This window comes from Agrobacterium vitis (assembly GCF_014926405.1).
GTDB lineage: Bacteria > Pseudomonadota > Alphaproteobacteria > Rhizobiales > Rhizobiaceae > Allorhizobium > Allorhizobium vitis_H.
Map to the genome: position 1 here is coordinate 481,542 of NZ_JACXXJ020000005.1, position 24,371 is coordinate 505,912.

The 24,371-nt window shown below is 57.5% G+C and carries 24 protein-coding genes; 13 read left to right on the plus strand and 11 right to left on the minus strand.

Annotated features, from left to right (window positions below; translation table 11 throughout):
- Positions 1 to 19: 19 nt before the first annotated feature.
- The 7 genes from IEI95_RS13275 (at position 20) to IEI95_RS13305 (ending at position 4,456) form a co-directional block, all read left to right on the plus strand.
- The gene (locus IEI95_RS13275; protein ID WP_015916910.1) at positions 20 to 322 is read left to right on the plus strand and encodes an urease subunit gamma; all 303 of its coding nucleotides are present in this window, start codon (positions 20 to 22) and stop codon (positions 320 to 322) included.
- Between the two features lie 4 nt (positions 323 to 326).
- Positions 327 to 581 (plus strand): DUF1272 domain-containing protein, encoded by a 255-nt coding sequence (locus IEI95_RS13280; RefSeq protein ID WP_194416553.1) that lies wholly within the window; start codon positions 327 to 329, stop codon positions 579 to 581.
- Between the two features lie 94 nt (positions 582 to 675).
- Positions 676 to 981: an urease subunit beta gene (locus IEI95_RS13285; RefSeq protein ID WP_015916908.1), complete on the plus strand. Its 306-nt coding sequence runs from the start codon at positions 676 to 678 to the stop codon at positions 979 to 981.
- Complete coding sequence (locus tag IEI95_RS13290; protein ID WP_156535395.1) at positions 978 to 1,388, plus strand: lysozyme inhibitor LprI family protein; 411 nt, start codon at positions 978 to 980, stop codon at positions 1,386 to 1,388. The genes IEI95_RS13285 and IEI95_RS13290 overlap by 4 nt, the downstream gene beginning before the upstream one ends.
- Before the next feature lie 15 nt (positions 1,389 to 1,403).
- Entirely contained in the window at positions 1,404 to 2,048 is a 645-nt protein-coding gene (locus IEI95_RS13295) for a Urease operon accessory protein (RefSeq protein ID WP_156535397.1), read from the plus strand.
- Between the two features lie 2 nt (positions 2,049 to 2,050).
- Complete coding sequence (gene ureC, locus IEI95_RS13300; protein WP_194416554.1) at positions 2,051 to 3,763, plus strand: urease subunit alpha; 1,713 nt, start codon at positions 2,051 to 2,053, stop codon at positions 3,761 to 3,763.
- Positions 3,764 to 3,913: 150 nt separating this feature from the next.
- Complete coding sequence (locus IEI95_RS13305; protein ID WP_041697003.1) at positions 3,914 to 4,456, plus strand: hypothetical protein; 543 nt, start codon at positions 3,914 to 3,916, stop codon at positions 4,454 to 4,456.
- 113 nt (positions 4,457 to 4,569) lie between these two features.
- Here the strand turns inward: IEI95_RS13305 and IEI95_RS13310 are convergent, their stop codons facing one another.
- Positions 4,570 to 5,853: a glycosyltransferase family 4 protein gene (locus IEI95_RS13310; protein ID WP_194416555.1), complete on the minus strand. Its 1,284-nt coding sequence runs from the start codon at positions 5,851 to 5,853 to the stop codon at positions 4,570 to 4,572.
- A gap of 595 nt (positions 5,854 to 6,448) precedes the next feature.
- Between IEI95_RS13310 and IEI95_RS13315 the strand changes: the two genes are divergently transcribed.
- The 6 genes from IEI95_RS13315 to aidB all read left to right on the plus strand — a co-directional run bounded on the left by IEI95_RS13315 (position 6,449) and on the right by aidB (position 10,989).
- On the plus strand, positions 6,449 to 6,988 hold the full coding sequence (locus tag IEI95_RS13315; RefSeq protein ID WP_156638016.1) for a peroxiredoxin: 540 nt from the start codon (positions 6,449 to 6,451) through the stop codon (positions 6,986 to 6,988).
- A gap of 338 nt (positions 6,989 to 7,326) precedes the next feature.
- Positions 7,327 to 8,145 (plus strand): GGDEF domain-containing protein, encoded by an 819-nt coding sequence (locus tag IEI95_RS13320; protein WP_139191449.1) that lies wholly within the window; start codon positions 7,327 to 7,329, stop codon positions 8,143 to 8,145.
- Between the two features lie 197 nt (positions 8,146 to 8,342).
- On the plus strand, positions 8,343 to 8,804 hold the full coding sequence (gene ureE / locus IEI95_RS13325; RefSeq protein WP_174111523.1) for an urease accessory protein UreE: 462 nt from the start codon (positions 8,343 to 8,345) through the stop codon (positions 8,802 to 8,804).
- A gap of 6 nt (positions 8,805 to 8,810) precedes the next feature.
- Entirely contained in the window at positions 8,811 to 9,503 is a 693-nt protein-coding gene (locus IEI95_RS13330) for an urease accessory protein UreF (protein WP_156537031.1), read from the plus strand.
- 54 nt (positions 9,504 to 9,557) lie between these two features.
- On the plus strand, positions 9,558 to 10,169 hold the full coding sequence (gene ureG, locus IEI95_RS13335; RefSeq protein ID WP_070149734.1) for an urease accessory protein UreG: 612 nt from the start codon (positions 9,558 to 9,560) through the stop codon (positions 10,167 to 10,169).
- Position 10,170: 1 nt separating this feature from the next.
- Complete coding sequence (gene aidB / locus IEI95_RS13340; protein ID WP_156537030.1) at positions 10,171 to 10,989, plus strand: AidB family quorum-quenching N-acyl homoserine lactonase; 819 nt, start codon at positions 10,171 to 10,173, stop codon at positions 10,987 to 10,989.
- A gap of 171 nt (positions 10,990 to 11,160) precedes the next feature.
- Here the strand turns inward: aidB and IEI95_RS13345 are convergent, their stop codons facing one another.
- The 10 genes from IEI95_RS13345 to IEI95_RS13390 all read right to left on the minus strand — a co-directional run bounded on the left by IEI95_RS13345 (position 11,161) and on the right by IEI95_RS13390 (position 24,371).
- Positions 11,161 to 11,850 (minus strand): Crp/Fnr family transcriptional regulator, encoded by a 690-nt coding sequence (locus tag IEI95_RS13345; RefSeq protein ID WP_041696996.1) that lies wholly within the window; start codon positions 11,848 to 11,850, stop codon positions 11,161 to 11,163.
- A 368-nt stretch (positions 11,851 to 12,218) separates the two neighbouring features.
- Positions 12,219 to 15,524, minus strand: a complete 3,306-nt coding sequence (locus IEI95_RS13350) for an efflux RND transporter permease subunit (RefSeq protein ID WP_156537029.1) — start codon at positions 15,522 to 15,524, stop codon at positions 12,219 to 12,221.
- Positions 15,525 to 15,536: 12 nt separating this feature from the next.
- On the minus strand, positions 15,537 to 16,769 hold the full coding sequence (locus IEI95_RS13355; protein ID WP_234934223.1) for an efflux RND transporter periplasmic adaptor subunit: 1,233 nt from the start codon (positions 16,767 to 16,769) through the stop codon (positions 15,537 to 15,539).
- A gap of 551 nt (positions 16,770 to 17,320) precedes the next feature.
- Entirely contained in the window at positions 17,321 to 18,313 is a 993-nt protein-coding gene (locus IEI95_RS13360) for an ABC transporter substrate-binding protein (RefSeq protein WP_156537028.1), read from the minus strand.
- Between the two features lie 29 nt (positions 18,314 to 18,342).
- Positions 18,343 to 19,212: an ABC transporter permease gene (locus tag IEI95_RS13365; protein WP_156535410.1), complete on the minus strand. Its 870-nt coding sequence runs from the start codon at positions 19,210 to 19,212 to the stop codon at positions 18,343 to 18,345.
- Positions 19,209 to 20,075 carry an ABC transporter permease gene (locus IEI95_RS13370; RefSeq protein ID WP_156535412.1) on the minus strand — a complete coding sequence of 289 codons (867 nt, stop codon included), beginning with the start codon at positions 20,073 to 20,075 and terminating at the stop codon, positions 19,209 to 19,211. The genes IEI95_RS13365 and IEI95_RS13370 overlap by 4 nt, the downstream gene beginning before the upstream one ends.
- On the minus strand, positions 20,065 to 20,856 hold the full coding sequence (locus IEI95_RS13375; RefSeq protein WP_156535414.1) for an ABC transporter ATP-binding protein: 792 nt from the start codon (positions 20,854 to 20,856) through the stop codon (positions 20,065 to 20,067). The genes IEI95_RS13370 and IEI95_RS13375 overlap by 11 nt, the downstream gene beginning before the upstream one ends.
- A gap of 20 nt (positions 20,857 to 20,876) precedes the next feature.
- Entirely contained in the window at positions 20,877 to 21,422 is a 546-nt protein-coding gene (locus IEI95_RS13380) for a hypothetical protein (RefSeq protein ID WP_156535416.1), read from the minus strand.
- Position 21,423: 1 nt separating this feature from the next.
- Entirely contained in the window at positions 21,424 to 22,878 is a 1,455-nt protein-coding gene (gene hydA / locus IEI95_RS13385; RefSeq protein WP_156535417.1) for a dihydropyrimidinase, read from the minus strand.
- 239 nt (positions 22,879 to 23,117) lie between these two features.
- Entirely contained in the window at positions 23,118 to 24,371 is a 1,254-nt protein-coding gene (locus tag IEI95_RS13390; RefSeq protein WP_156535419.1) for a Zn-dependent hydrolase, read from the minus strand.

Consider the following 24,371-nt stretch of genomic DNA (forward strand, 5'->3'; position numbering starts at 1 on the left):
CATCATTTTCGGAGCACCCATGAATCTCAGCCCAAGAGAAAAAGACAAGCTTCTGATTTCCATGGCGGCCATGGTCGCCCGGCGCAGGCTGGAGCGCGGCGTCAAGCTGAACTATCCTGAGGCGATTGCGCTGATTTCCGATTTCGTCGTCGAGGGCGCCCGCGATGGCCGTGCCGTGTCCGAGTTGATGGAGGCGGGCGCCCATGTGATCACCCGCGATCAGGTGATGGATGGCATTGCCGAAATGATCCATGACGTGCAGGTCGAAGCGACGTTTCCCGATGGCACCAAGCTGGTGACCGTCCACGAACCGATCCGCTGACGCCATGCTGGAGCTTCGCCCGAACTGTGAATGCTGCGACTGCGATCTGCGGCCTGAAAGCCGCGAGGCGATGATCTGTAGCTTCGAATGCACCTATTGCGCTGCCTGTGCTGAGGGCGTGCTGGCCGGGATCTGCCCCAATTGCGGCGGCGAACTGGTGCGCAGACCCATCCGCCCGGCGGGCAAGCTCGCCAACAATCCGCCATCCACCACGCGGGTTCTGAAGGCGGAAGGCTGCAAGCCCGGCCGAGCGGTTTGATCGGTGATCCATCCGGTCGTTGCGGATGTATTATTTCATGCATGAACAATGTGGTTTTCCGGCCTGCCGGGAACCGATGACGGGAGAGACAGTGATGAAACCGGGTGAAATCATTGCCGCGAGTGGCGAGATCGAGCTGAATGCCGGTCAGCCGACCGTGACGATTGAAGTGTCCAATACCGGCGATCGTCCGGTGCAGGTGGGCAGTCATTATCATTTCTTCGAGACCAATGCGGGACTGTCCTTCGACCGGGATAAGGTGCGCGGCATGCGGCTGGACATTCCGGCGGGGACTGCGGTGCGCTTTGAGCCGGGCCAGACGCGGGAAGTGACGCTGATCCCGCTGGCCGGTAAGCGCGAGGTCTATGGCTTTCGCCAGAAGGTCATGGGGCCGCTATGACGCCTGTTTCGCGGCTGATCATGCTGGCAGGGTTTGGGGTAATGTGGTCTGGCCATGGTGTTCTGGCGCAAGCGCTTGATTGCAAGGACCCGAAAACCCAGAGCGATATGACGGCCTGTGCGATCAAGGATTTCGACGCGGCGGACAAGGCCATGAATGCCCAATGGAAAATCACCCGCAAGGTCTTCGTCGAGCAGGATGCAACGCTGGACGATGACCTCAAGGGGGCTGAAAAGGCCTTGCTGAAAGCCCAGCGTGCCTGGATCGATTACCGTGACGGTCAATGTGAGGCGCAGGGATTTTATGTCCGGGGTGGCACGATGGAGCCCATGGAGGTTGCCGCCTGCAAGGCGGAGATGACGAAAACGCGAACCAAGGAATTGAAATCCTTGGCTGAAACTCGATAAGCGGATTGGACAGGCATGGATCGCAAGATCATGATCATTGGCAATGGTGAGGTTCCTCAGGAGGTTGCGGACGCCATTGATGCTGCCGATATGGTCATCCGCTTCAATGGTGCGCGCAATTTCGGCCTGGCCGGACACCGCACCGATGTGATGGCGGTGTGCAATACCGGACGTCCCGCCAAGGCCATGCTGGCCGATTGCGCCTGGCGCAACAGCCCGCCGGTCGATACCAGCGGCGCGATCTGGTCGGTGCGCGATCCCGCGAAATTCGAGGCGATGAAGCCGGATATTCTGGTCAATTTTCCCGAACTTGACGATCTGTTTGAGGATCAAACCGACAATTTTGCCGAATTTGCCCGCAGCAATGGCAAGGATCACGTCGTTTTGCCCGCCTTGGCCCATGAGGCCGCAGTGGCGGCATTGGACCCCTACGATCCCGGTCTCTATGTCACGCCGAGCAGCGGCCTGGTAGTGATGAGCCATGTTCTTCGCGATCCGGCTTTTGCCGGAGATCGGATTTTCGTTGCAGGCTTTTCGCACCAGGGTTGGGATGGCCATCCTTTCGCTGCGGAACGGCAAGTGATCGACGCACATATCGAGGCCGGGCGGCTGACGCGCCTTGGGCCTTCACCCTTACCTGTCCTGTCCCAAGGAGCCTGACCATGCCTTTCAAAATGTCCCGCGCCGCCTATGCCAGCATGTTCGGCCCCACGACCGGGGATAAAGTGCGGTTGGCCGATACCGAGCTGTTCATTGAGGTGGAAAAGGATTTCACCCATTATGGCGACGAAGTGAAATTCGGTGGTGGCAAAGTGATCCGCGATGGCATGGGGCAAAGCCAGGCGACGCGCGTGGACGGCGCGGTCGATACCGTCATCACCAATGCGCTGATCGTTGATCACTGGGGCATCGTCAAGGCGGATATCGGCTTGAAGGACGGTCGTATCGTTGCCATCGGCAAGGCGGGCAATCCCGATACCCAGCCGGGCGTCAATATCATTGTCGGCCCCGGCACGGAAGCGATTGCCGGGGAAGGCAAGATCGTCACGGCGGGCGGCATGGACAGCCATATCCATTTCATTTGCCCGCAGCAGATCGAGGAAGCGCTGATGAGCGGCTTGACCTGCATGTTGGGCGGCGGCACCGGCCCAGCGCATGGCACGCTTGCCACCACTTGCACACCCGGTCCCTGGCATATTGCCCGGATGATCGAGGCGGCGGATGCTTTCCCGATGAACCTTGCTTTTGCAGGCAAGGGCAATGCCTCGCTGCCGGGTGCGTTGGAAGAAATGGTGCTGGGCGGTGCCTGCGCCCTGAAACTGCATGAGGATTGGGGTACGACCCCCGGTGCCGTCGATTGCTGCCTGTCGGTGGCCGACGACTACGATGTGCAGGTGATGATCCATACCGATACGCTGAACGAAAGCGGTTTCGTCGAGGATTCCATCAGCGCGATCAAGGGCCGCACCATCCATGCCTTCCACACCGAAGGGGCAGGCGGCGGCCATGCGCCTGACATCATCAAGATCTGCGGCCAGCCGAATGTGATCCCGTCTTCCACCAATCCGACGCGGCCCTATACGATCAATACGCTGGCCGAGCATTTGGACATGCTGATGGTCTGCCATCACTTGAGCCCGTCGATCCCGGAAGACATCGCCTTTGCCGAAAGCCGGATCCGCAAGGAAACCATTGCGGCGGAAGACATTCTCCACGATATCGGCGCGTTTTCGATCATTTCGTCGGACAGCCAGGCCATGGGCCGGGTCGGCGAAGTTGCGATCCGCACCTGGCAGACGGCCGACAAGATGAAGCGGCAGCGCGGACGGCTGCCATCGGAAACCGGCGAGAACGACAATATGCGCGTCAAGCGCTACATCGCCAAATACACCATCAACCCGGCCATTGCCCATGGTCTCTCCCATGAAATCGGCTCGATTGAAATCGGCAAGCGCGCCGATCTGGTGATCTGGAACCCGGCCTTTTTCGGCGTCAAACCGGATATGGTGCTGCTTGGAGGCTCGATTGCCGCCGCCCCGATGGGTGATCCCAACGCCTCGATCCCGACGCCGCAGCCGGTGCATTACCGGCATATGTTCGGCGCCTATGGCAAGGCCCGCACCAACTCCTCCGTCACCTTCGTGTCTCAGGCCTCGTTGGACGTAGGTCTGGCGGCGCGGCTCGGCGTTTCCAAGCAATTGCTGGCGGTAAAAAACACCCGCGGCGGCATTTCCAAGGCGTCGATGATCCACAACAGCCTGACACCGCATATCGAGGTCGACCCTGAAACCTATGAAGTGCGCGCTGATGGCGAATTGCTGACCTGCGAACCGGCCACTGTTTTGCCGATGGCACAGCGGTATTTCTTGTTTTGATGGGAGTTATACGATGAGTCATTGAAAATGGTTCATCGTATTCCTTTTGCAAATATCTCAAGCCGTGCAAGCATTTGAGATATTTGCAATCTCTTCAAGGCGAGGATGCATGCGCATGTCAGAGCCTTGGTATTATTGCGATTAGTGGTGATGTCTGAATCTGAAAATCAAGCCTTCTTGCAGGACAGTCTGCAAGTTCTTGTCGGTCTGCCTTTAAGCATTGCCCGCAATGCGGCAGATATGAAAGTTTTCCATTTTGGCTCCATTCGCCCCCATCATTCAACACGGGGAAGACCAGGAACGACGGGATCTCATGCGCTCCATATCCAATGCTCCTGGCGGATTGTCACGGAGAATGGGATCGTGACAGGGTCCTCAGATCGTTTCATGGAGCCTGAGGAGGGTGCTCCTGTAAACGTCGAGGATCCTCAATTTGGTACGTTGCAATTCGTGCGGATTGCGGCCTTGCTGCAAGGTTACGACGAAGCCACTAAGTCCTTTGTAAATGCCACGGATCATCTCATTGTCCAGTCCGTAACATGCGACAGATATTGTGGAGCTGATCTCCAATTGTCAGGTGGTTATCGCCTGCAAATTTTCCCGGATGGTTCGCAGGCCGAGGACTGGCGTTTTATGGAGAATGAAGGACGGCACATCGTTATCGAAGGCGGAAAAGCGAATGTGGTGGGCTGATAGCCCACCTCTACCTTCCCTTAAATCTATTAGAATTGAAGAGGCGGCGACGCTTTAACGTCCACTCCCGTCGCCCTCTTTCAAAGGCAGACAGCATCGCCACTGAAACGGGTTCAGCCTGAAAACGGCTTTTGCATCAGCCCGGAGGAATTGTGGCCCGTCCGGTACTCATTCAAAGCTTCCACATAAAAATCGTCCCAGAATTCATTGGCATCCTTCGCCGAAAACATCGTCTTTGCAGTGCGATAGGCGGCTTGGCGCATGGCTTTGTAAGCATTCTGGTCGGCCATGGCGGCGACGACTTCGTTCAGGCTTTCTTCGGCCAGTCGCTCGATCTCGCGGGCATGGATCTCGGCAAATTCCGGCGTGCTGCGGTCGTCGGCAATGTGTTTCCACTCACCGATATCATTGGTCTCCATGTCGAGCAGGATGCCATTTTGCCGGTGCTTGATGAATTCCGGCAGGGCGCCCTGTTTCGTGGCGATCACCGGCACGTAATTGGCCTCGGATTCAATGGCGCTGAAGCCGAATGTGTCGCAGAATGTGGTCAGCAGCGAGAAATGCGCATTGCGCAGGATTTTCAGCACTTCGCTATTGGGAATGTTCTGGACATGGCGAACATTCGGCAGGCTCAACAATTTGCGGTAACGGTCGAAGTAACCGGGCGCCAACGGGTCAGTCCAGGACATCGGTCCGACTTCCACCGTGGAGACGATATCGACTTCCAGCGGAATGCCGCGCTCCATGGCGAGTTCGGCCATGCGCACGCCAACGCAACCGCCCTTGCGGGCAAAGTGATTTCCGACGAAGACGACGCGGATCGGCCCCTGGTTTTCGTCGTTGAACGTATCCGGTCGCTCTTCGATTTCCATATTTGGATAGCGCATGAACAGCTTCCTGTTCAGCGCCTCATAGGCAGGGTTATTTCTATGGGTCTTTTGAAAGATCCGGCGCGCATGTTCGGAAATCGCGCCGATCCCGAGACAGCGGTCGGAAATCAGACGCCGGGTCATGAAGGCATAAAGTGCTGAGGTCTCAATGCCGAAGCCGCGCGGCATATGGGATTCAAAAGAGATCATGAAGGGCGTCGCGCTCATCGGTATCCGGTTGAACGCATGGATGAGGTCGAACCGGCGCGGCGGAAATGGCGACAGGACCGTGATGCCTTCCAGCTTCGGCGATACGTAGTTCATCGGCACAAAATTGCGATTTTCGATCATGTGCCGGCTGTGGCGCGGTGAATTGAAGCGCCAGGGGTAACGGGTCGGTGCTAGCACCGACAAACGGGTATTTCTGACGGAGGGGTCCCGGTCAATGGCTCTGCCCACCGGACCATTGGTGTCTTCTACGACCGGCAATACATGCCGGGTCATAGGCTGCTTTTTCGCATTCAACATCGTTTCCGTCTCCAACCCTACCCAATACCAAAAAAGATCTTCTGTCGGCGATTGGCATTCGAAAGCCTGTTTCGATGCCGAATTTTGTGCAAATTCTTAACAAATCGTTAAGGTCGAATATTTCCGGATTAAAATACGCAACAAAGTTTTTTGCAATGCTTCAAGATCTGTTTTGTCTGTTTTTTTATGTGATAATCGCCCTCTGCATCAACCATTAAAGGTATAGATCTTAAATTAGGGCAATAATGTGCTATTATGAAGCTTTGTTAAAGTTGTGATCGATTGCATACGTTGCTGTCGAGGCAGCAGTGGCCAAGGCATCGCGGTTGGTCTTCTATACAGCGCGCGCAATAGGCCGGTTTGCCCGGTTTGAGCTTTTGCCGCGTTAAAAGCGAAACTGGTCATCATTATGCAATGCCGAATGGGGTCCGCCATGCACTATGCGCATGTCAGGCATGCTGCGGCGTCCAGCATGCTGTTTTATGCTGCGCCGCACATGGTTATGCGGTAATCGAAAGGCTGATCCCGGTGGCCCGGTAAAAGGCCGCTTTTCATCATTTTTACGCTTCATCATGTCTATCAAAGGAGATCAGCGATGCTTATTGGCAGAAAAGTGCCCAGCGTCACGTTTCGTACCCGCGTTCGCGATGAAGAGGTCGGTGGCCCAAACCCCTTCCGTTGGCAAGATATGACCTCGGATGATTACTTCAAGGGCAAGAAAGTCGTGCTCTTTTCGCTTCCGGGTGCTTTCACTCCCACCTGCTCGACCTTCCAACTGCCGGATTTCGAAAAGCTTTATAGCGAGTTCCAGTCTGCCAGCATTGACGACATCTACTGCATTTCGGTCAATGATGCTTTCGTTATGAATGCCTGGGGCAAGCAGCAGGGCCTGGCCAATGTCAAGCTCATTCCCGATGGCTCCGGCGAGTTCACCCGCAAGATGGGCATGCTGGTGTCCAAGGACAATCTCGGCTTCGGCATGCGCTCCTGGCGCTATGCGGCTATCATCAACGATGGCGTAGTGGAGCAGTGGTTCGAAGAAGAAGGCTATTCCGACAATTGCGATAGCGACCCTTATGGTGTGTCTTCGCCGCAGAATATCCTGGAAAAGCTGAAGGAAAAGCAGGCGGCCTAAGACGACGACTGATTTTCAACAAACCTTCGTAGGCGCGATTAAACACGTCTGCGAGATCAGAAAAACCCGGCTGCGTGCCGGGTTTTTTCGTTTCGGTGATGCGCGGGCCGCTGGTATTTCCGCTACAGCGCCGTCCACCCAACATGGTGCACTAAAGTTCGCTGTATCGCTTTATGCACTCGCGCCCCTGCCTTTGCCCGGATGATCTGTTTTGGCTGTTCGTGTATTGAAATGATGCGATGGCCCATACAATCAATCGTTAAAATTCTAGGTATTGATTTAGGAAACGACACACAAAACAGGCCTATCCCAGAGAAAAGCAGAGAAGGGGGCGGCAATTGATTCGAATATTGAACTGGCTTTCGCTGCGCCGAGGATTTGAAGATCTCTCGCAAAGGGGAAACATTTTCAGCTTTGTCATGCATCTGATGTTTTCGTCCGTTTCCCTGGCACTTGGCTTTCAGATCGTTGCCCTGCCGTTCTGTTGGGTGCTGGGTCTGGTGCCGATGCCGATCATTGATGCGGTCAAGCTCAGCGTGGCGATGAGCTGGTTGTTGGGCAGTTTCGTGGCCACATTCACCGGCGTCTTTGTGGCGCGTGAAATCCGTAGTCTCGCCATCGCCAAGGCAAAATACGAGCATCTGAGCAGGATTGACGGTCTGTCCGGCCTGCTGAACCGGCGTGCCTTTTCGGAAGCGCTGGACCAGACGGAGGGGAACGCTTCGCTGGCCATCGCCGATCTCGATTGGTTCAAGTCGATCAACGATGCTTACGGCCACAGCGCCGGCGATTTCGTCATTCGGGCCGTGGCAGACATTCTGTGCCATTTCGCCAATGATCCGCATGTCACGGCCAGGCTTGGCGGCGAGGAATTCGGTTTGATCATCCAGGGCGACACGATCCAGCAGCGGTTTGAGCGGATCGACATGATCCGCCGCAGCATTTCCGACCTTCGGCTGCATTTCGACGGTCGGTTGATCTCGACATCCATCTCGATCGGCGTTGCGGAAATTTCGCCGGAAAGGCGGCCGGAAGTGGTCTATGCGGCGGCCGACCGCGCGCTTTACCGTGCCAAGGCCAATGGCCGCAACTGTATCGTGCATGAAATGACCCATGGCCCGCAACCGTTGAAACAGGCTATCCAGGCCGTCTCCTAAACTGCCCGATCATTGCTTTGATATTTGCGATAACAACGGCACAGGCCCATTTGCCTGTTGCGCCCGGCCTTTGTTTTGCGCAAACTCGGCGCCTGTCAAGGCTGTCGCTTTATCCAAGGCTGTCGGCCAAATCCGGTTTAGTGAATCGATATAAGCGTTGCGGAGCCATTGGCGATCCGCAGGGTCATGGAGTGCCGATGCTGCGTGTGATCTCTTATCTTCCGGCCTCAGATGCCCTTGATCCGGCGGTGTCGACGGTTGTTCTGGCCCATGACATGCGCCATTTGCGTCGTAAGCTGCTGCATCTAGCCGATGGCGAGATGGTGATGCTGGACCTTAAGGAAGCGGTGCTGTTTGCCGATGGCGACCGTCTGGTGCTTGATAACGGCGACCAGATCGCGGTGAAGGCCGCCGATGAGCGGCTCTACGCGATTGAGCCGCGCGACGGGCAGCATCTGCTGGAACTGGCCTGGCATCTTGGCAACCGTCATCTCCCTGCCCAAATCGAGCTGGACCGCATCCTGATCGGCCGTGATCCGGTGATCCGCGCCATGCTGGAGGGGCTGGGCGCGACGGTCAGCGAGGTGGTGGAGCCGTTTCAGCCGGTGCGTGGCGCTTATCACAGCCATGGGTCACATGCCCATCACGCCCATTCCTGATCGACCATGACCATTGCTCTCGATACGCTCGGCCTGATCCGGCTGATGACATGGCTCTCGCCGGCCTTTCCCGTGGGCGGCTTTGCCTATTCCGGTGGACTGGAAAAGGCGGTCGAGGATGGGTTGATCGATGGTGACGGGACCGCGACCGGGCGGCAAGAGGCGTTGCTGGCCTGGCTGACATCGCTGCTGGACCATGGCGCAATTTGGAACGATGCGGTGCTTCTGGCTGAGGCCTGGCGGGTCTGGAATATGCCGCAGTCCCTAACCGAGGTGTCGGATCTGGCGCTGGCGCTGGCCGGCTCTCGGGAGCGCTATCAGGAAACGACGGCGCTCGGCGCCGCGTTTCGCGATGCGGCTCGCCGCTGGGCGGACCCGCTTTCGGCTCTGTCGCCCAATCCAGTCGCCTATCCGGTGGCGGTTGGGGCGGTTGGCGCCAGTCAGGGGATAGGTTGCGAGGCCGCGCTTGCCGCCTATTTGCATGCGGCCCTGTCGCAGCAGGTCTCGGCGGGTATTCGCCTCAGCCTGATCGGCCAGACCGGTGGCCTCGCCATTCTATCGCGGCTCGAGGCGCTTGTGGCAAGCCTAGCTGCCCGGGCCGTTCAGTCGGGGTTGGACGATCTTGGCAGCGCGACGATTGCCGCAGACATCGTTTCGGCGCGCCATGAAGGTCAAGCTGTGCGACTGTTCCGGTCGTGATATCGCCAGCTGTAGAAGCTTGGCGAAGAACAAGAGAATAACAAGGGGAAAAGCATGAAATCGGCAAATGGTCCGTTGCGGGTCGGAATTGGTGGCCCGGTCGGTTCGGGCAAGACGGCGCTGACGGAAAAGCTGTGCAAGGCGATGCGTGACCGCTATTCGGTGGCCGTCGTCACCAATGATATCTACACCCGTGAGGATGCCGACGCTTTGATCCGCATGCAAGCGCTGTCTTCTGACCGGGTGGTGGGCGTGGAGACCGGCGGCTGTCCGCATACGGCGATCCGGGAGGATGCGTCAATCAATCTCCAGGCGATTGCCGGACTGAACGAGCGCATTCCCGATCTCGACGTGATTTTCATCGAATCCGGTGGCGACAACCTGGCCGCGACCTTTTCGCCCGATCTGGCTGATGTGACGATCTATGTAATCTCGGTCTGTCAGGGCGAGGAAATTCCCCGCAAAGGCGGGCCGGGCATTACCCGCTCGGATCTACTGGTCATCAACAAGAAGGATCTGGCACCCTATGTCGAGGTGGATCTTGATGTGATGGATCGCGATGCGGCGCGTATGCGCGAGGCCCGTCCGCATGTGTTTTCCGACCTGAAGCGTGGCGAGGGCGTGGCCGACATCGTTCGGTTCCTTGAAAGCCATGGGGGCCTTTGACATGACGGATATATGTCGTTTCGGGTGCTATGATGTGACGATCATGGTCGATGGTGTTTTTAGAGCGCCGATTGAACATCTGGATCACGCCAGCAGTGACGTGGTGCGAAATGCGGCGGTCGCGGCGTGGCCGGCACCCACCATTGATATGGACGTCAATTTCTTCGTGCTGTCGGGCGCTGACGGCATTACCCTGGTCGATGCGGGAACAGGCCCTTATTGGGGTCCTGAACTGGGGCTTGGAAGGGCTGCGCTGGAAAGGGCTGGAATAAGCCGCGCTGATGTGCGCCGGGTTCTCCTCACCCATTTGCATGGCGACCATGCGCTGGGCCTTTTTGACGACGCTGGACAATATTTTGCCGACGCGGAAATCGTCGTCCCGCAAGCGGATCTGGCCTTTTTTACCAATGTCGCGCTGAAGGAGACCATCCCCGTCTATCGGCGTGGTGGCTTCGACATCGCTGCCCGCCTGCTGGAAATCTACCCAGATCGTGTGCGCCCTGTCCCGGAAGGGCCCCTGCTTCCTGAAATAGAGATGGTTTCCATGCCCGGCCACACGCCTGGTCACTCCGGCTATCTGATTGGTGAGGGGGCGGAAAAGCTCGTGCTTTGGGGCGATCTTGTGCATGCGCCCAAACTTCAGCTTGATGATCCCGATTTCTGCTTCATCTATGACGCGGATGCCAGACAGGGCGCCGACAGCCGCCGGACCATCTTCACCCATGCAAGCGAAAAAGGCTGGACTGCCTCAGGCGGCCATGTTTCCGGTTTCGTGCGGGTGGAAAAGGCAGATACAGGCTGGGATTTCGTCGCGGCCTGATCTTTGAGGAAGGCGGGAAAAGCGAAAGCGAGAAAAGCGGATATATGCCCCGTTTTCCACTTGTCCCTTTCACCATTTTCGATCTTCAAAACCTGACATTATATCGGAAAGGCGACAGGAACAGATCATTTGGAAAATCTCTCGCGACCCTTTTGAGTGATGCGATGCCTGTCAAATCTGTCGGAGTGTGTTGACATCGTTGATCTGGACCATCCGGCCGCGCACAGTGACGCCGCTGTGCCGCAGGGTGGAAAAGGCGCGTGACAGGGCTTCGGGCGCAAGGCCCAGCTTGCCGGCCAGCAGGCTTTTCTGGAAGGGCAGGCGGATCGATACGGCACCGCCGCTATTGGGGCAATTGTCGATCAGATATTGCGCCACGCGTTGCGGAGCGGTTTGCAGTCGGTCATTGGCGATGCAATCCATGGTGCTGCGCAGATAATTGGACAGGCAGCGGATCACTGAACGGGCGATGTCGTTTTCCTGCTCTGCAAGCTGGCGTACTTTGGCGAGATCAAATCGCGCCACGGTCACATGCTCCGCCGCCTGGGCGTTATAGTGATAGGTATCGCCCATGGCCAACAGGCTTTCGGCAAAGGTATCACCACCGCCGCTGATGCGGATGTCGGCTTCGCGTCCGTCCTTGTTCAGGCGATAGAGGCGGACATAGCCGGTCAGCACGCAATAGAAATAATCGGCAGGGTCGCCCTCGCGAAACAGAATATCGCGCGCCTCGAAGCTCAACACTGTCGCCAGTTCCAGCATCCGGTTTAAAGAGCCCGGGCCGAGCGTGGCCATCAGGGGTGATTTTACCAGAATATTGCGATCGCGACTGTTCAAATTCAAAACCTTGTTCACGGCCAGACCGTCCTTTTCCTTCAGCCCTTGCGCAGCAGCGCCCGCCTGATAGCGGTATGGTTCATAAGGGGAATGGGTGGTCGCAACGGCTCGGTCTTGCGTGGGACATCATAGCTGTTCCCATTGGTGCAAGACGGCGCCCTCTTTCCCACCATCGGCCCCCGCCACTGGTCGATGGGGGTAATCTAATGGGAAAATCGGGCCAATGGTTTGATTTCGATCAATAGCCAATTACAATCACAGGTTTGCGTGATTGCAGCTCCGTTCAACGGATTAAGCAGGGGCTTCGGGTGGAAAACCGAACCCGGCACAAGGCGATACGCTATGGCTGCCGTATCGCCTTGTGGGATCTGTCATTTTCAATGGTTTTCGTATCAATCCCGTCCGAACGGTCCCGCTGAGAGGCGTCTTGGCGGATGGGCAGCACCGGCTTCCAGGCCATCCATGCGGGCTTCGAGCGTGGAGATCTGGGCCGCGGTCTGGTCGTGTAAATCGGTGAGTGTTGCGGTGTCGAGCGGCTCTCGTTCCTGTTCCTTGGCGCCGACCAGCCTGCCGAAGACGACGCCCAGCAGGCGTGACAGATCGTCCATGACAAGGAAGAAGGAGGGGACGACGACAAGGCTCATCACCGTCGAGACGATGATGCCGCCGATCACGGCGATGGCCATGGGGGAGCGGAACGAGCCGCCTTCGCCGACGCCCAGCGCCGAGGGCAGCATGCCCGCCGACATGGCAATCGAGGTCATGATGATCGGTCTGGCGCGTTTGCGGCCCGCCTCGACCATCGCTTCGACACGTTCCATGCCGTGGCGGCGCATTTCGATGGCAAAATCGATCAGCAGGATGGCGTTCTTGGTGACAATCCCCATCAGCATCAGGATACCGATCAGCACGGGCATTGACAGTGCATTATGGGTGATGATCAACGCCACGGCCACGCCGCCGACGGCCAGCGGCAGCGACAAAAGGATGGTGAAGGGCTGGATGATGTCCTTGAACAGCAGGATCAGCACGATCAGCACCAGCAGCAGGCCAAGGATCATCGCATTGACGAAGCTCGCCAGCATTTCCTTCTGGACCTTGGTGTCGCCGGTTTCCTTCAGATAGACGCTGGCGGGAATCTTGGCGGAGGCAACGGCCTGCTTGAAGGCTGCCGTCGCCGTATCGAGCGCCACGCCTTGCGGCAGGTCGGCGCCGATCGAGACCACACGGTCACGGTGATTGCGTTTGATCGAACTGATGCCTTGCGTGTAGTCAATATCGACCACGGTGGAGAGCGGCACCATGGAACCGGCGGCAGACTTGATTTTCAACGCCCTTATGGCGCCAAGGTCGCGACGCTGGCCAAGCGCCGCCTGAACCCGGATCGGGATCAACCGACCGTCCAGCGAGATTTTCGGCAATTGCGCATCGATATCGCCGATGGTTGCGACTCGAAGAGTTTCGGAAACCTGCTGGGCGGTAATGCCCAATCTTGCCATTTCATCGGTTTTCGGACGGATCTGCAATTCCGGGCGCGGCAGCGAGCCATCGGCGCTGACATTGGCCAGCACTGGCACGGTGCGCAGCTTTGCTTCCAGAATGCTGACCGCCTCGGTCAGATCCTCTTCGTTCTTGGAGAGGAAGTAGAATGCCATGTCGCGGGCACCGCGATCGTTCATCTTCTGGACGCGCATATCGGGAATGTCGTGCAGTTTGGCAAAGACCTGTTTTTCGATCTGCCATTGCGGGATCGTGCGACCGTCGACGGTCATTTTCGGCAGGTGAGGGCCGATCAGCGGCAGGCCACCGATCAGTTTGTTGACCACGGTTTTGACCAGCGAATGCTCGATGCGGAAGAGTTGCAGGGTTACGGACGCCCGCCGCAGTTCCAGATCGCCACTGGGCGAGGTGCCGCCCTGGACAAATACCGATTGCACGCCAGCAAGCGGCTTCAGGGTCTCGGTGATCTGCCTGGCCCGGCTTTCGGTTTCATCAAGCGTGGCATTGGGCGGCAGTTCTATTGAAAGCGTGATACGCCCGGCATCTTCGGGCGGCAGGAAGCTGGTCGGAACCTGCATCAGCAGGCCGACCGATACCACCAGAAACACCAGCGCTGCCGCCAGTGTCAGATAGCGGCGATACCATGTGCTGGTGGTCGTCAGGACAAGCCGCGTATAGAGCCGCATGAAGCGGCCTTCCTGCCCTTCGTCCTCGTCATGGCCGTCTTCCGGCCGCATCAGATAGGCGGCCATCATCGGGGTGATCAGCCGGGCGACCAGCAGCGAAAACAGCACGGAAAAGGCCACCGTCAGGCCGAACTGGATGAAATATTGACCGGGAATGCCGCCCATGAAGGACACGGGCACAAACACCGCCACGATTGTGAAGGTGGTGGCGATCACCGCAAGACCGATTTCATCGGCAGCTTCGATGGCGGCCCGATAGGGCGTCTTGCCCATCTTGATATGACGGGCGATGTTTTCGATTTCGACGATGGCGTCGTCCACCAGAATGCCGGTCGCCAGTGTCAGGGCGAGGAAGCTGACGAGATTGAGCGAAAAGCCCATCATCTCGAGGATCCAGAAGGTCGGTATGGCGGAAAGCGGCAGGGCAATGGCCGAAATAAGCGTTGCCCGCCAGTTTTTCAGGAACAGGAACACCACGATGACCGCCAGGATCGCCCCTTCCAGCAGGGTATCGATAGCGGCGGTGTAATTGCCATAGGTGAAATAGACAAAATCGCTGATCAGGTTGATGCCGACATCAGGATTTTTGGCCCGCACCTCATCGAGGCTCTTGGCCACCAGTTCGGCGACGGCCACATCGGAGGCCCCCTTGGAGCGGAACACCGAGAAGGACACCACCGGCTGGTTGTCGAACAGGGCGAAACTTTTTGGCTCCGTATAGCTGTCGATGATCCGGCCAAGATCGGCAAGTTTGACGAAGCGGTCCGAGGAAATGGCAATGGTGGTGCTGGCGAGCGCCTGGACATTACGGGTATCGCCCAGCACGCGGATCGCCTGTTCGGCGCCAGCCACCTGGCCCCGTCCCGAGCCGATATCGACATTGGTGCCGCGCAATTGCTTGTTGACGTCGGCGGCGGTAATACCCAGCGCGTTCAGCCGATCCGGGTCCAGCTCAATACGGATCTCGCGGTCGGCACCGCCAATCCGGTCGATGCGGCCAATGCCTTTCTGGCCCTGGAGGGCGCGTTTGATCGTGTCATCGACGAACCACGACAATTCTTCGAGCGTCATGTTCGGGGCGGAGACGGCAAAGGTCTGGATTGCCTGACCTTCGACATCGACCTTGTTGACAATCGGCTCATCGACGCCAGCGGGCAGATCGTTGCGGATCCGATCCACCGCGTCCTTGACATCCTGAACGGCCTGCTGGGTGGGAATTTCGATGCGGAACACCACCGAAGTGACCGACACGCCGTCATTGACCTTGGAGGAAATCTCGTCGACGCCGTTGATCGAGGCGACCGCATCCTCGATTTCCTTGGTCACCTGCATTTCCAGTTCCGACGGCGACGCCCCACTCTGGGTGACGCTGATCGACACGACAGCCACATCGATATTCGGAAAGCGGGTAATGGGCAGGCTGTTGAAGGACTGGATGCCCAGCACCATCAGCAGGAAGAAGCCCAACAGGGGTGCTATCGGATTGCGGATTGACCAGGCGGAGAAATTCATCGTCTTGCCTCGTCAGTTGGATATTGCGCCGGTCTGGTTCACGGTTTCAAGCACCGGCCTGACCTTGTCGCCATCGCGCACGAAAGCGCCTGCTTTCAGCACCACCAGATCGCCCGGCTTGACGCCAGATGTCACCAGAATAAAGCCGTTTTCGATAATGCCGGTCTCGATTTTCACCTGCCGGACCACGCCATTATCAACGATGCGGGTAAAGCTGCCGGCCTTGCCGCTGTCGATTGCCGATAAGGGCAGGGCAATGCCCGAGGCGGAGGTGATGGTGATCAAGGCGCTGGCATACATGCCCTGACGGGCCGCATCGCTATCATCAAGCAGAACATGCACCTCACCGAGCCTCGTCGTGGGGCTGACGGCGGGAGAGATCAGCCGCACATGGCCGCTGATCGGCGTTGCCTGTCCAGCAATGGCAATTTCGGCCGGTTGGCCTATTCGCATTTTTTGCATATCGCTTTCGGACACTTCGGCCACCAGCTCGATCTTGCTGTCGCGGATAATGGTGAACAGCGGCTGGCCGGAGCCGGCAGCAATGGCGCCGATGCGGGCATTGCGGGCGGTGATCAACCCGCCGAACGGCGCCTTGATATCGGTGCGGGCCAGTTTCAGGTTGAGATCGGCGACCTGGCTGATCACCACTTTCAATTCGGCCTCGGCAATGGCGATGGACTGGCGGGCGCTGTCCACCTTGTTGCGGGCATTGATGGCAGAGGTCTCATATTGCTGGACCTGGGCGGTGGAAATCGTGCCGCCGGAGACCAGCGACTGGCCTCGCGCCAATTGCCGCTCCGCTTCTGCTGCACTGGCCTGCGCATCGATCAACTGGATCTTGTACTGGGCAAGCGAGGCCTCGGCCTTGGCCTGGTTGGCGGCATACTGCGCCTTTTGCAGGATCAGGCTGTCGCCATCCAGCGTTGCCAGAACCTGACCGGCCTTCACCTTGTCGCCGACATCGGCCAGGAGATTGCGAATGGCTATTCCATCCACTTCAGGCTGGACGTAAATTTCCTCCACCGCCTTGATGCTTCCGGTGCCGATCACCTTGTCGGTCAGGCTCTGGGTGCTGGCTTTCGCAACGACGATGGCCGGGAGCTGGGCATCGGTGCTGGCTGCGGGCTCAGGAGATTGCGCTTTCACGGCAGGTATAAAACCGCCCTGGCTAACCGATAGCAGCAGCGTCAGAACGAGGATGATTGGCCTGACGCGCGAAGTTCCAACCCGACTGTCTGTCACTCCTGGTATCCTCCCAATGTCTGATTTATCACGCCGGATCGCGGCCTTGCGGATGAAGGCAGGGTGGGCGCGAGCCTTTTTCCCGGGGCGCGCTGTGACCAGGGACGATACGATTTCAAACATGTCTATTCAAATCCCTGGGGATCTATGGAAAACCCATAATACGCTAATATTGTCGAAATGGTTTTAAATACAATGTCAGGTTTGCCGATCAACGGAAAACCCGGGTTTTTAATAGGGTTACGTTACGACAGGGCCGGTTGCAGCGCAATCCCGCCGCAGACAGAGCCGGTGCAGCGAAGAGGTTGCATTGCAATAATAGTTAAAGGAAAGCGCGTGGCTTCGACCTGATCGCGGATCGGCTTGTGTGGTAAACCCGGTTTTGCCCGCACGCGGTAGTCGGGCCTGTGCCAATATGAAAATCCCATGAAATAAAAGGGTTAGGGCAAGCTCAGCGGGGCCGCTCAGTCAGCCTCTGGGAACCCCGCCGCCAGGGAACGGTATGAGAACCCTGGCGGCGAATACACGATAAAATTGAAAGTTTGATCTGACTATTTCAGCGCTGCATCGGTGATTTCATGGGTATAAGCACCCACGGGTTCTTTGGATATGACAGGATCGGAACCGCCGCCGAGCAGGGTGGCCACGGTGCGCTTGTAATCGGCCTCGTCCAGCGCGCCCTTGGAGCCTTCCGTCAGCTTGGCAACTTCACTCATCATCCGCTTCTGATGCTTTTCGGTCTGGGCTCCGGAGGCGTCGTTGTCCAGCACGATACCAGCGGCCTCGTCCGGGTTCTTTTCAGCCCATTTCCAGCCCTTCATCGAGGCGCGGACGAACTTGACCATCTTTTCCTTGAAGGCCGGATCTTTCAGCTTTGGCTCCAGCACATAAAGGCCGTCTTCCAGCGTGGCAACGCCTTCCTTCTCATAGGGGAAGGTGATCAGTTGATCCGCTTTGATACCGGCATCGATGACCTGCCAGTATTCATTATAGGTCATGGTGGAAATGCAGGCGGCCTGCTTTTGCAACAGCGGATCAACGTTGAAGCCCTGCTTCAGCACTTTCACGCCATCAGCGCTGCCATCGGTTTTGATGCCAAGATGCGCCATCCACGACAGGAACGGATATTCATTGCCGAAGAACCACACGCCCAGCGTCTTGCCCTTGAAATCGGCAGGTGTCTTGACGCCGCTTTCCTTCAGACAGGTCAGCATCATGCCCGAATGCTTGAACGGCTGGGCGATATTGACCAGCGGAACACCTTTTTCGCGGGTGGCCAAGGCGGATGGCAACCAATCGACAATCACATCGGCACCGCCACCAGCCAGCACTTGCGCAGGCGCAATATCCGGGCCGCCGGGCTTGATGTCCACATCGAGGCCTTCTTCTTTGTAATAGCCCTTGTCTTTGGCGACGTAATAGCCAGCGAACTGCGCCTGTGTGACCCATTTCAATTGCAGGGTCAGCTTGTCTGCCGCATGGGCCTGCATAGCCAGCATGGAAATGCCAGCAGCCATAAGCAGTGTGGTGATTTTGCTTTTCATGATCGTTCCCTCTCTTGTTATCTCATGTTTTATCTTACCTGCCCACCACGGACAGACGGATGCCAGAAGGTGACGGCTTTTTCAGCCAGCGCCACCAAACCATAGAAAACCGAACCCGCCAGTGCCGCCACCGCAATTTCGGCCCAGACCATATCCACATTGCTGCGGCCAACCTCGGTGGAAATGCGAAAGCCCATGCCAACAATGGGGGTGCCGAAAAACTCCGCCACAATGGCACCAATCAGCGCCAGCGTTGAATTGATTTTCAAGGCGTTGAAGATAAACGGCCATGCGGCGGGAAGCCGGAGCTTGATCAACGTCTGCCACCAGCTGGCGGCATAGGTGCGCATCAAATCGCGCTCCATCGGGCTTGCCGCAGATAGGCCCTGCACGGTGTTTACCAGCATGGGAAAGAAGGTCATGATCACCACGACCGCCACCTTTGACGGCCAATCAAACCCGAACCACATCACCATGATTGGGGCCACGCCGACCACCGGAAGGGCCGAGACGAAATTGCCAATCGGCAACAGGCCTTGTTTCAGGAAGGGTGAACGATCAATCAACACCGCAACGATAAAGCCAAGGCCACAGCCTGCGACATAGCCTGATAGCACCGATTTCAAAAACGTTTGCTGGAAATCAGCCCAGAGGATGGGCAGCGAATGGATCAGCCGGGTCCAGATCATGCTGGGGGCGGGCAGCAGAATGGAGGGGATGTCAAACCCGCGCACCACGCATTCCCAGATGACCAGCAGCGTGATGCCAAACAGCAGCGGCACTGCGATATTGGCGGCACGCTGGGCTGGCAGGGCGGCGAAATGCTGGCGCACCAGCCATTCATTTATGCCCCATGCCACCAGCCAGAAGATCAGCGCAAACAGCAGATACCCACTCATGCCCGCTCTCCCATGCGTTTCAGAACCGCCGTGTGGGCAAGCCCGACGATGGCCACCAGCAGCGCCGCCAACCCCGCCGCCATAAACAGTGCTGCCCAGATTTGCACTGTCTGGCCATAGTAAGAGCCAGACAGCAGCCGCGCGCCGAGGCCAGCGACGGCCCCGGTTGGCAATTCCCCCACAATGGCTCCCACCAGCGAAATCGCAATGGCCACTTTCAGCGAGGTAAACAGATAGGGCATGGCGGCTGGCATGCGCAGTTTCCAAAATGTCTGGGTGTTGCTGGCGTAATAGGTGCGCATCAGATCAATCAGAATGGCATCCGGGCTACGCAGGCCTTTGACCATGCCGACCACCACCGGAAAGAAGGAGAGATAGGTGGAAATCAGCGCCTTGGGCATCAGGCCGGAAATACCAATGGCGTTCAGCACCACAATGATCATCGGGGCCACGGCAATGATGGGAATGGTCTGGCTGGCAATCACCCATGGCATCAGCGATTTATCCACCGCCCGGTTATGCACAATGGCAATGGCCAGCAAAATGCCAAGGGCTGTGCCCATGCCAAAGCCCATCAGTGTGGCGGAGAGGGTTATCCATGCGTGATAAACAAGGCTGCGCTTGGAGGTGATGGGCTTGTCGATGGTTGTATCCCACAGCTCGGCAATAATCTGGTGCGGAGCGGGAAGGACGGGGCGTTCCTGATTGAAGGTTTGCTCAATCACTTGCGCTGTGGTGATTGTCTCACCCGCCCGCGCCGCCTGATCGCGCACGAAGGGCGCGTTGAGAATGACCACGAAGACATGCCAGATGATCAGGATGGCGAGGATGACGGTGAGGATGGGGAGCAGTCTATTCCTCATAACTATGCCCCGCCCGCAAACCTTCGCGCACCCGATGGGCAATGGCCAAAAACTCCGGGCTTTCACGAATATCCAGCGGTCGCTCCCGTGGCAGGGTCGATTCAATCACATCGGTCACGCGACCGGGCCGGGGGCTCATCACCACGATTTTGGTAGAGAGATAAACGGCCTCCGGAATCGAGTGGGTGACAAAACAAATGGTCTTGTTGGTGCTATCCCAGAGTTTCAGCAATTGCTCGTTCAAATGGTCGCGGACAATTTCATCCAGTGCGCCAAAGGGTTCGTCCATCAACAGCAGGTCGGCATCAAAGGCAAGCGCGCGGGCAATGGAGGCGCGCTGCTGCATGCCGCCGGAGAGCTGCCAGGGGAATTTCTTGCCAAAGCCTGCAAGATTGACCAGTTCCAGCGTCTGCTCAATCCGCTTTTTCTTCTCATCCGGGCTATAGGCCATGATCTCCAGCGGCAGGGCAATATTTTGCTCAATCGTGCGCCACGGATAAAGCGCTGCCGCCTGAAACACATAGCCGTAGGAGCGCTCCTTGCGCGCATTCTCCGGCGTCATGCCATTGACGGTAATGGTGCCGGATGTGTGCTTTTCCAGATCGGCAATGACACGCAAAAACGTGGTCTTGCCACAGCCGGATGGGCCGATGAAGGAAACAAAATCACCCTTTTTCACCTCCAGATCCACGTTGGACAGCGCGTGTACTGGTCCATCATTGGTCTGGAAGGTGAGACAGAGGTCTTTGGCGGAGACGACGGAGTAGGGGGATGTTGTCATGTTTTCACATTCATCTTTTGTTAGTTCACGGGGTCATTACGAAATCCCATTCGCCAAAAGACATACCCGGCAAAGGCACCACTCGGCATGGCCAAAATAATGAAGTTCAACATGGATAAAGTATAATCCATGAAAGATTTTATTGGCTGATTACTGAATGGCCAATAATCTATTGGCCAAATTCCTGTAGGATTTATCGTTGTTATCGGTGGGGGTATGAAAATAGCTAGAAGAATTAATATACTAAAACCGGGAATAATACTTCCATAAATTACAAAGCTCTTTTGTGATGTTGGCCAAAATTTACCTGCCGCGGCCAAGAATAATCCCGTGAAAGGTAATGCACCAAAAAGGGCCAACGGAAATCCGATAATCAAGGCAACTGGAAGTATGTGCATCATGGATGCTATCGAATGCCTGAGAGATGACCATGAAAACTCGGTCTTTCCTGAGACAACGGGACCTGCTGCTTTTGCTAGAATGACTGTGATTTCTAAAAGGATCAACCCTGCCAGAATTGCACAGCAATAAGCCGCGAGAAGGACTATGGCTTGACGATTTTCCAACTTAAACCCCGCTGGCCGGAATGCCCGTACGCTCGACTTTGCGCGGCGACACCAGTTCCTTCCACGTAGACAGCGCCTTGCTCACCGCCGGATAAGGCTCGCGCTTGACAAACTTGCCGTGGCCTTCCTGCGTTTTCACAGTGCTTTCCTCAATCGCCACCACACCACGGGTCAGGGTAAAGCGCGGCAAGCCGGTGACGGTTTTGCCCTCGAACACGTTGTAATCAATGGCCGATTGCTGGTTACTGGCCGAGATGGTTTTGGAGCGCTTCGGGTCCCACACCACAATATCGGCATCGGCCCCCACAAGGATCGCGCCCTTCTTCGGATAGATATTGAGGATTTTGGCGATGTTGGTGGAAGTGACGGCCACGAACTCATTCATGGTCAGGCGGCCCGTGGTGACGCCATAGGTCCACAGCATCGGCAGGCGATCTTCCAACCCGCCGGTGCCATTGGGGATTTTGGTGAAATTGCCAACGCCAAACCGTTTTTGCTCTGTGGTAAAGGCGCAATGGTCGGTGGCAACGCAAGACAGCGAGCCGGATTGCAGGCCCGCCCAGAGACTATCCTGATGCTGCTTGTTGCGGAACGGCGGCGACATCACCCGGCGGGCGGCGTGGTCCCAATCCTTGTCGAAATATTCGCTCTCATCCAGTGTCAGATGCTGAATCAGCGGCTCGCCATAGACGCGCATGCCCTTTTGCCGGGCGCGGCGGATGGCCTCATGCGCCTGTTCGCAAGAGGTATGCACCACATAGAGCGGCACACCTGCCATATCGGCCAGCATGATGGCGCGGTTGGTGGCTTCGCCCTCCACTTCAGCCGGGCGGGAATAGGCGTGCGCTTCCGGCCCGTCATTGCCCTCAGCCAGCAGCTTGGCCGACATGGCCGCGACCACATCGCCATTTTCAGCATGCACCAGCGGCAGCGCGCCCAGTTCGGCGCAGCGCGAGAAGGAGGCGAACATCTCGTCATCATTCACCATCAAGGCCCCCTTATAGGCCATAAAGTGCTTGAAAGTGTTGATGCCCTTGTCTTGCACAATGGTCTGCATCTCGTTGAAAATGCGCTCATCCCAAGAGGTGATGGCCATGTGGAAGGAGTAATCGCAATTGGCGCGGGTGGATTTATTGTCCCAGCGGGTCAGCGCTTCCAGCAGCGATTGGCCGGGATCGGGCAGACAGAAATCCACCACCATGGTGGTGCCACCAGCCAGACCCGCACGGGTACCGCTTTCAAAATCATCGGCGGAATAGGTGCCCATAAACGGCATTTCCAGATGCACATGCGGATCAATACCGCCCGGCATGATGTAACAGCCGGAGGCATCCAGCACGGTATCGGCGGAGAGGTCGGGGCCAATTTCGGTGATGATCCCGCCGTCGATTTTTACATCGGCTTTATAGGTGAGATCGGCGGTGACGATAGTGCCGCCTTTGATGACTGTGCTCATGTGTGTTCACCCGTGTTTGTTTTTGGTTGTCATTCAAGCGTTTATATTTCCGGCTCACCCCCCTCTGGCTTGCCAGCCATCTCCCCCTCATGGGGAGAGATAGATCTGCGGTTTGCCTCGCATCCCTATTTTATGTCGTAGGATTGGGCGTGTCGTCTATCTGATCTCCCCCCTTGAGGGGGAGATGCCCGGCAGGGCAGAGGGGGGTAAGCGGCAGATCAAAACGATCCTGCTGCCCATCACCCCACAACCTCCGCCGTCTCCAACACCGCATGCAACAACACATCACACCCAGCACTCGCCCAGTCCTTGGAAATCTCCTCGGCCTCATTATGCGAAAGCCCGCCGACGCAAGGGCACATAATCATCGTCGATGGCGCAACCCGCGCTGCCCAGCAGGCGTCGTGGCCAGCGCCGGAAATGATGTTCATGTGGCTGTAACCCAGTCGCTCGGCAGCATCGCGCACGCGGCCCACCAGTGTGGGGTCAAAGGTGACGGGGTCAAAATGGCCGACGGCTTCCACCGCGCAGCCAACGCCCAGAGCTTCGCAAATTGTTGCGGCTTCGGCTTCAATCTTCGCCCGCATCCGGTCGAGTTTGTCTTGGGAGGGCGTGCGAATATCCACCGTAAACACCACCTTGCCCGGCAGCACATTGCGCGAATTGGGCGAGAAGAACACTTGGCCAACGCCGCCAACAGCACCCGGCTGTTCGCTCATCGCCACATCCTGCACCATCTTGATGATGCGGCTCATGGCCAGACCAGCGTTGACGCGAAGGTTCATGGGGGTCGAGCCAGTGTGCGCTTCACGGCCCGTCAACGTAAATTCCAGCCACCACAGGCCCTGACAGTGGGTAACAACGCCAATCTGTTTATTTTCAGCTTCGAGAATAGGCCCTTGCTCGATGTGATATTCGAAATAGGCGTGCATTTTGCGCGCACCCACTTCTTCCTCGCCCAGCCAGCCAATGCGTTTCAGCTCATCGCCGTATGTCTTGCCGTCCGGGTCTTTGCGCGAATAGGCGTAATCCAGCGTATGCATGCCCGCAAAAACGCCAGACGCCAACATGGCCGGGGCAAAGCGTGCGCCTTCCTCATTGGCCCAGTTGGTCACAACAATCGGATGCTTGGTTTTAACGCCAAGATCGTTCATGGAGCGCACCACTTCCAGCGCGGCCAGCACACCCAGCACGCCATCATACTTGCCGCCGGTGGGCTGGGTGTCGAGGTGGGAGCCGACATAGACGGGCAGGGCATCCGGGTCGGTGCCGGGGCGGGTGGCGAACATCGTGCCCATCTGGTCCACGCCCATGGTCATGCCTGCCGCTTCGCACCAGCTCTGGAACAGCGCGCGACCTTCGGCGTCTTCGTCGGTCAAGGTCTGGCGGTTGTTGCCGCCTGCCACACCGGGGCCAATCTTGGCCATGTCCATCAGGCTGTCCCACAGCCGGTCAGCATTTACGCGCAGGTTCGCACCGGGGTGAGCCGTCAT

What these genes read in the sequence shown, in the direction of transcription:
- IEI95_RS13275 (WP_015916910.1), top strand. Translation starts at nt 20, where the DNA reads ATGAATCTCAGCCCAAGAGAAAAAGACAAGCTTCTGATTTCCATGGCG.
- IEI95_RS13280 (WP_194416553.1), top strand. Translation starts at nt 327, where the DNA reads ATGCTGGAGCTTCGCCCGAACTGTGAATGCTGCGACTGCGATCTGCGG.
- IEI95_RS13285 (WP_015916908.1), top strand. Translation starts at nt 676, where the DNA reads ATGAAACCGGGTGAAATCATTGCCGCGAGTGGCGAGATCGAGCTGAAT.
- IEI95_RS13290 (WP_156535395.1), top strand. Translation starts at nt 978, where the DNA reads ATGACGCCTGTTTCGCGGCTGATCATGCTGGCAGGGTTTGGGGTAATG.
- IEI95_RS13295 (WP_156535397.1), top strand. Translation starts at nt 1,404, where the DNA reads ATGGATCGCAAGATCATGATCATTGGCAATGGTGAGGTTCCTCAGGAG.
- ureC (WP_194416554.1), top strand. Translation starts at nt 2,051, where the DNA reads ATGCCTTTCAAAATGTCCCGCGCCGCCTATGCCAGCATGTTCGGCCCC.
- IEI95_RS13305 (WP_041697003.1), top strand. Translation starts at nt 3,914, where the DNA reads ATGTCTGAATCTGAAAATCAAGCCTTCTTGCAGGACAGTCTGCAAGTT.
- IEI95_RS13310 (WP_194416555.1), bottom strand. Translation starts at nt 5,853, where the DNA reads ATGTTGAATGCGAAAAAGCAGCCTATGACCCGGCATGTATTGCCGGTC.
- IEI95_RS13315 (WP_156638016.1), top strand. Translation starts at nt 6,449, where the DNA reads ATGCTTATTGGCAGAAAAGTGCCCAGCGTCACGTTTCGTACCCGCGTT.
- ureE (WP_174111523.1), top strand. Translation starts at nt 8,343, where the DNA reads ATGCTGCGTGTGATCTCTTATCTTCCGGCCTCAGATGCCCTTGATCCG.
- IEI95_RS13330 (WP_156537031.1), top strand. Translation starts at nt 8,811, where the DNA reads ATGACCATTGCTCTCGATACGCTCGGCCTGATCCGGCTGATGACATGG.
- ureG (WP_070149734.1), top strand. Translation starts at nt 9,558, where the DNA reads ATGAAATCGGCAAATGGTCCGTTGCGGGTCGGAATTGGTGGCCCGGTC.
- aidB (WP_156537030.1), top strand. Translation starts at nt 10,171, where the DNA reads ATGACGGATATATGTCGTTTCGGGTGCTATGATGTGACGATCATGGTC.
- IEI95_RS13350 (WP_156537029.1), bottom strand. Translation starts at nt 15,524, where the DNA reads ATGAATTTCTCCGCCTGGTCAATCCGCAATCCGATAGCACCCCTGTTG.
- IEI95_RS13360 (WP_156537028.1), bottom strand. Translation starts at nt 18,313, where the DNA reads ATGAAAAGCAAAATCACCACACTGCTTATGGCTGCTGGCATTTCCATG.
- IEI95_RS13365 (WP_156535410.1), bottom strand. Translation starts at nt 19,212, where the DNA reads ATGAGTGGGTATCTGCTGTTTGCGCTGATCTTCTGGCTGGTGGCATGG.
- IEI95_RS13370 (WP_156535412.1), bottom strand. Translation starts at nt 20,075, where the DNA reads ATGAGGAATAGACTGCTCCCCATCCTCACCGTCATCCTCGCCATCCTG.
- IEI95_RS13375 (WP_156535414.1), bottom strand. Translation starts at nt 20,856, where the DNA reads ATGACAACATCCCCCTACTCCGTCGTCTCCGCCAAAGACCTCTGTCTC.
- hydA (WP_156535417.1), bottom strand. Translation starts at nt 22,878, where the DNA reads ATGAGCACAGTCATCAAAGGCGGCACTATCGTCACCGCCGATCTCACC.
- IEI95_RS13390 (WP_156535419.1), bottom strand. Translation starts at nt 24,371, where the DNA reads ATGACGGCTCACCCCGGTGCGAACCTGCGCGTAAATGCTGACCGGCTG.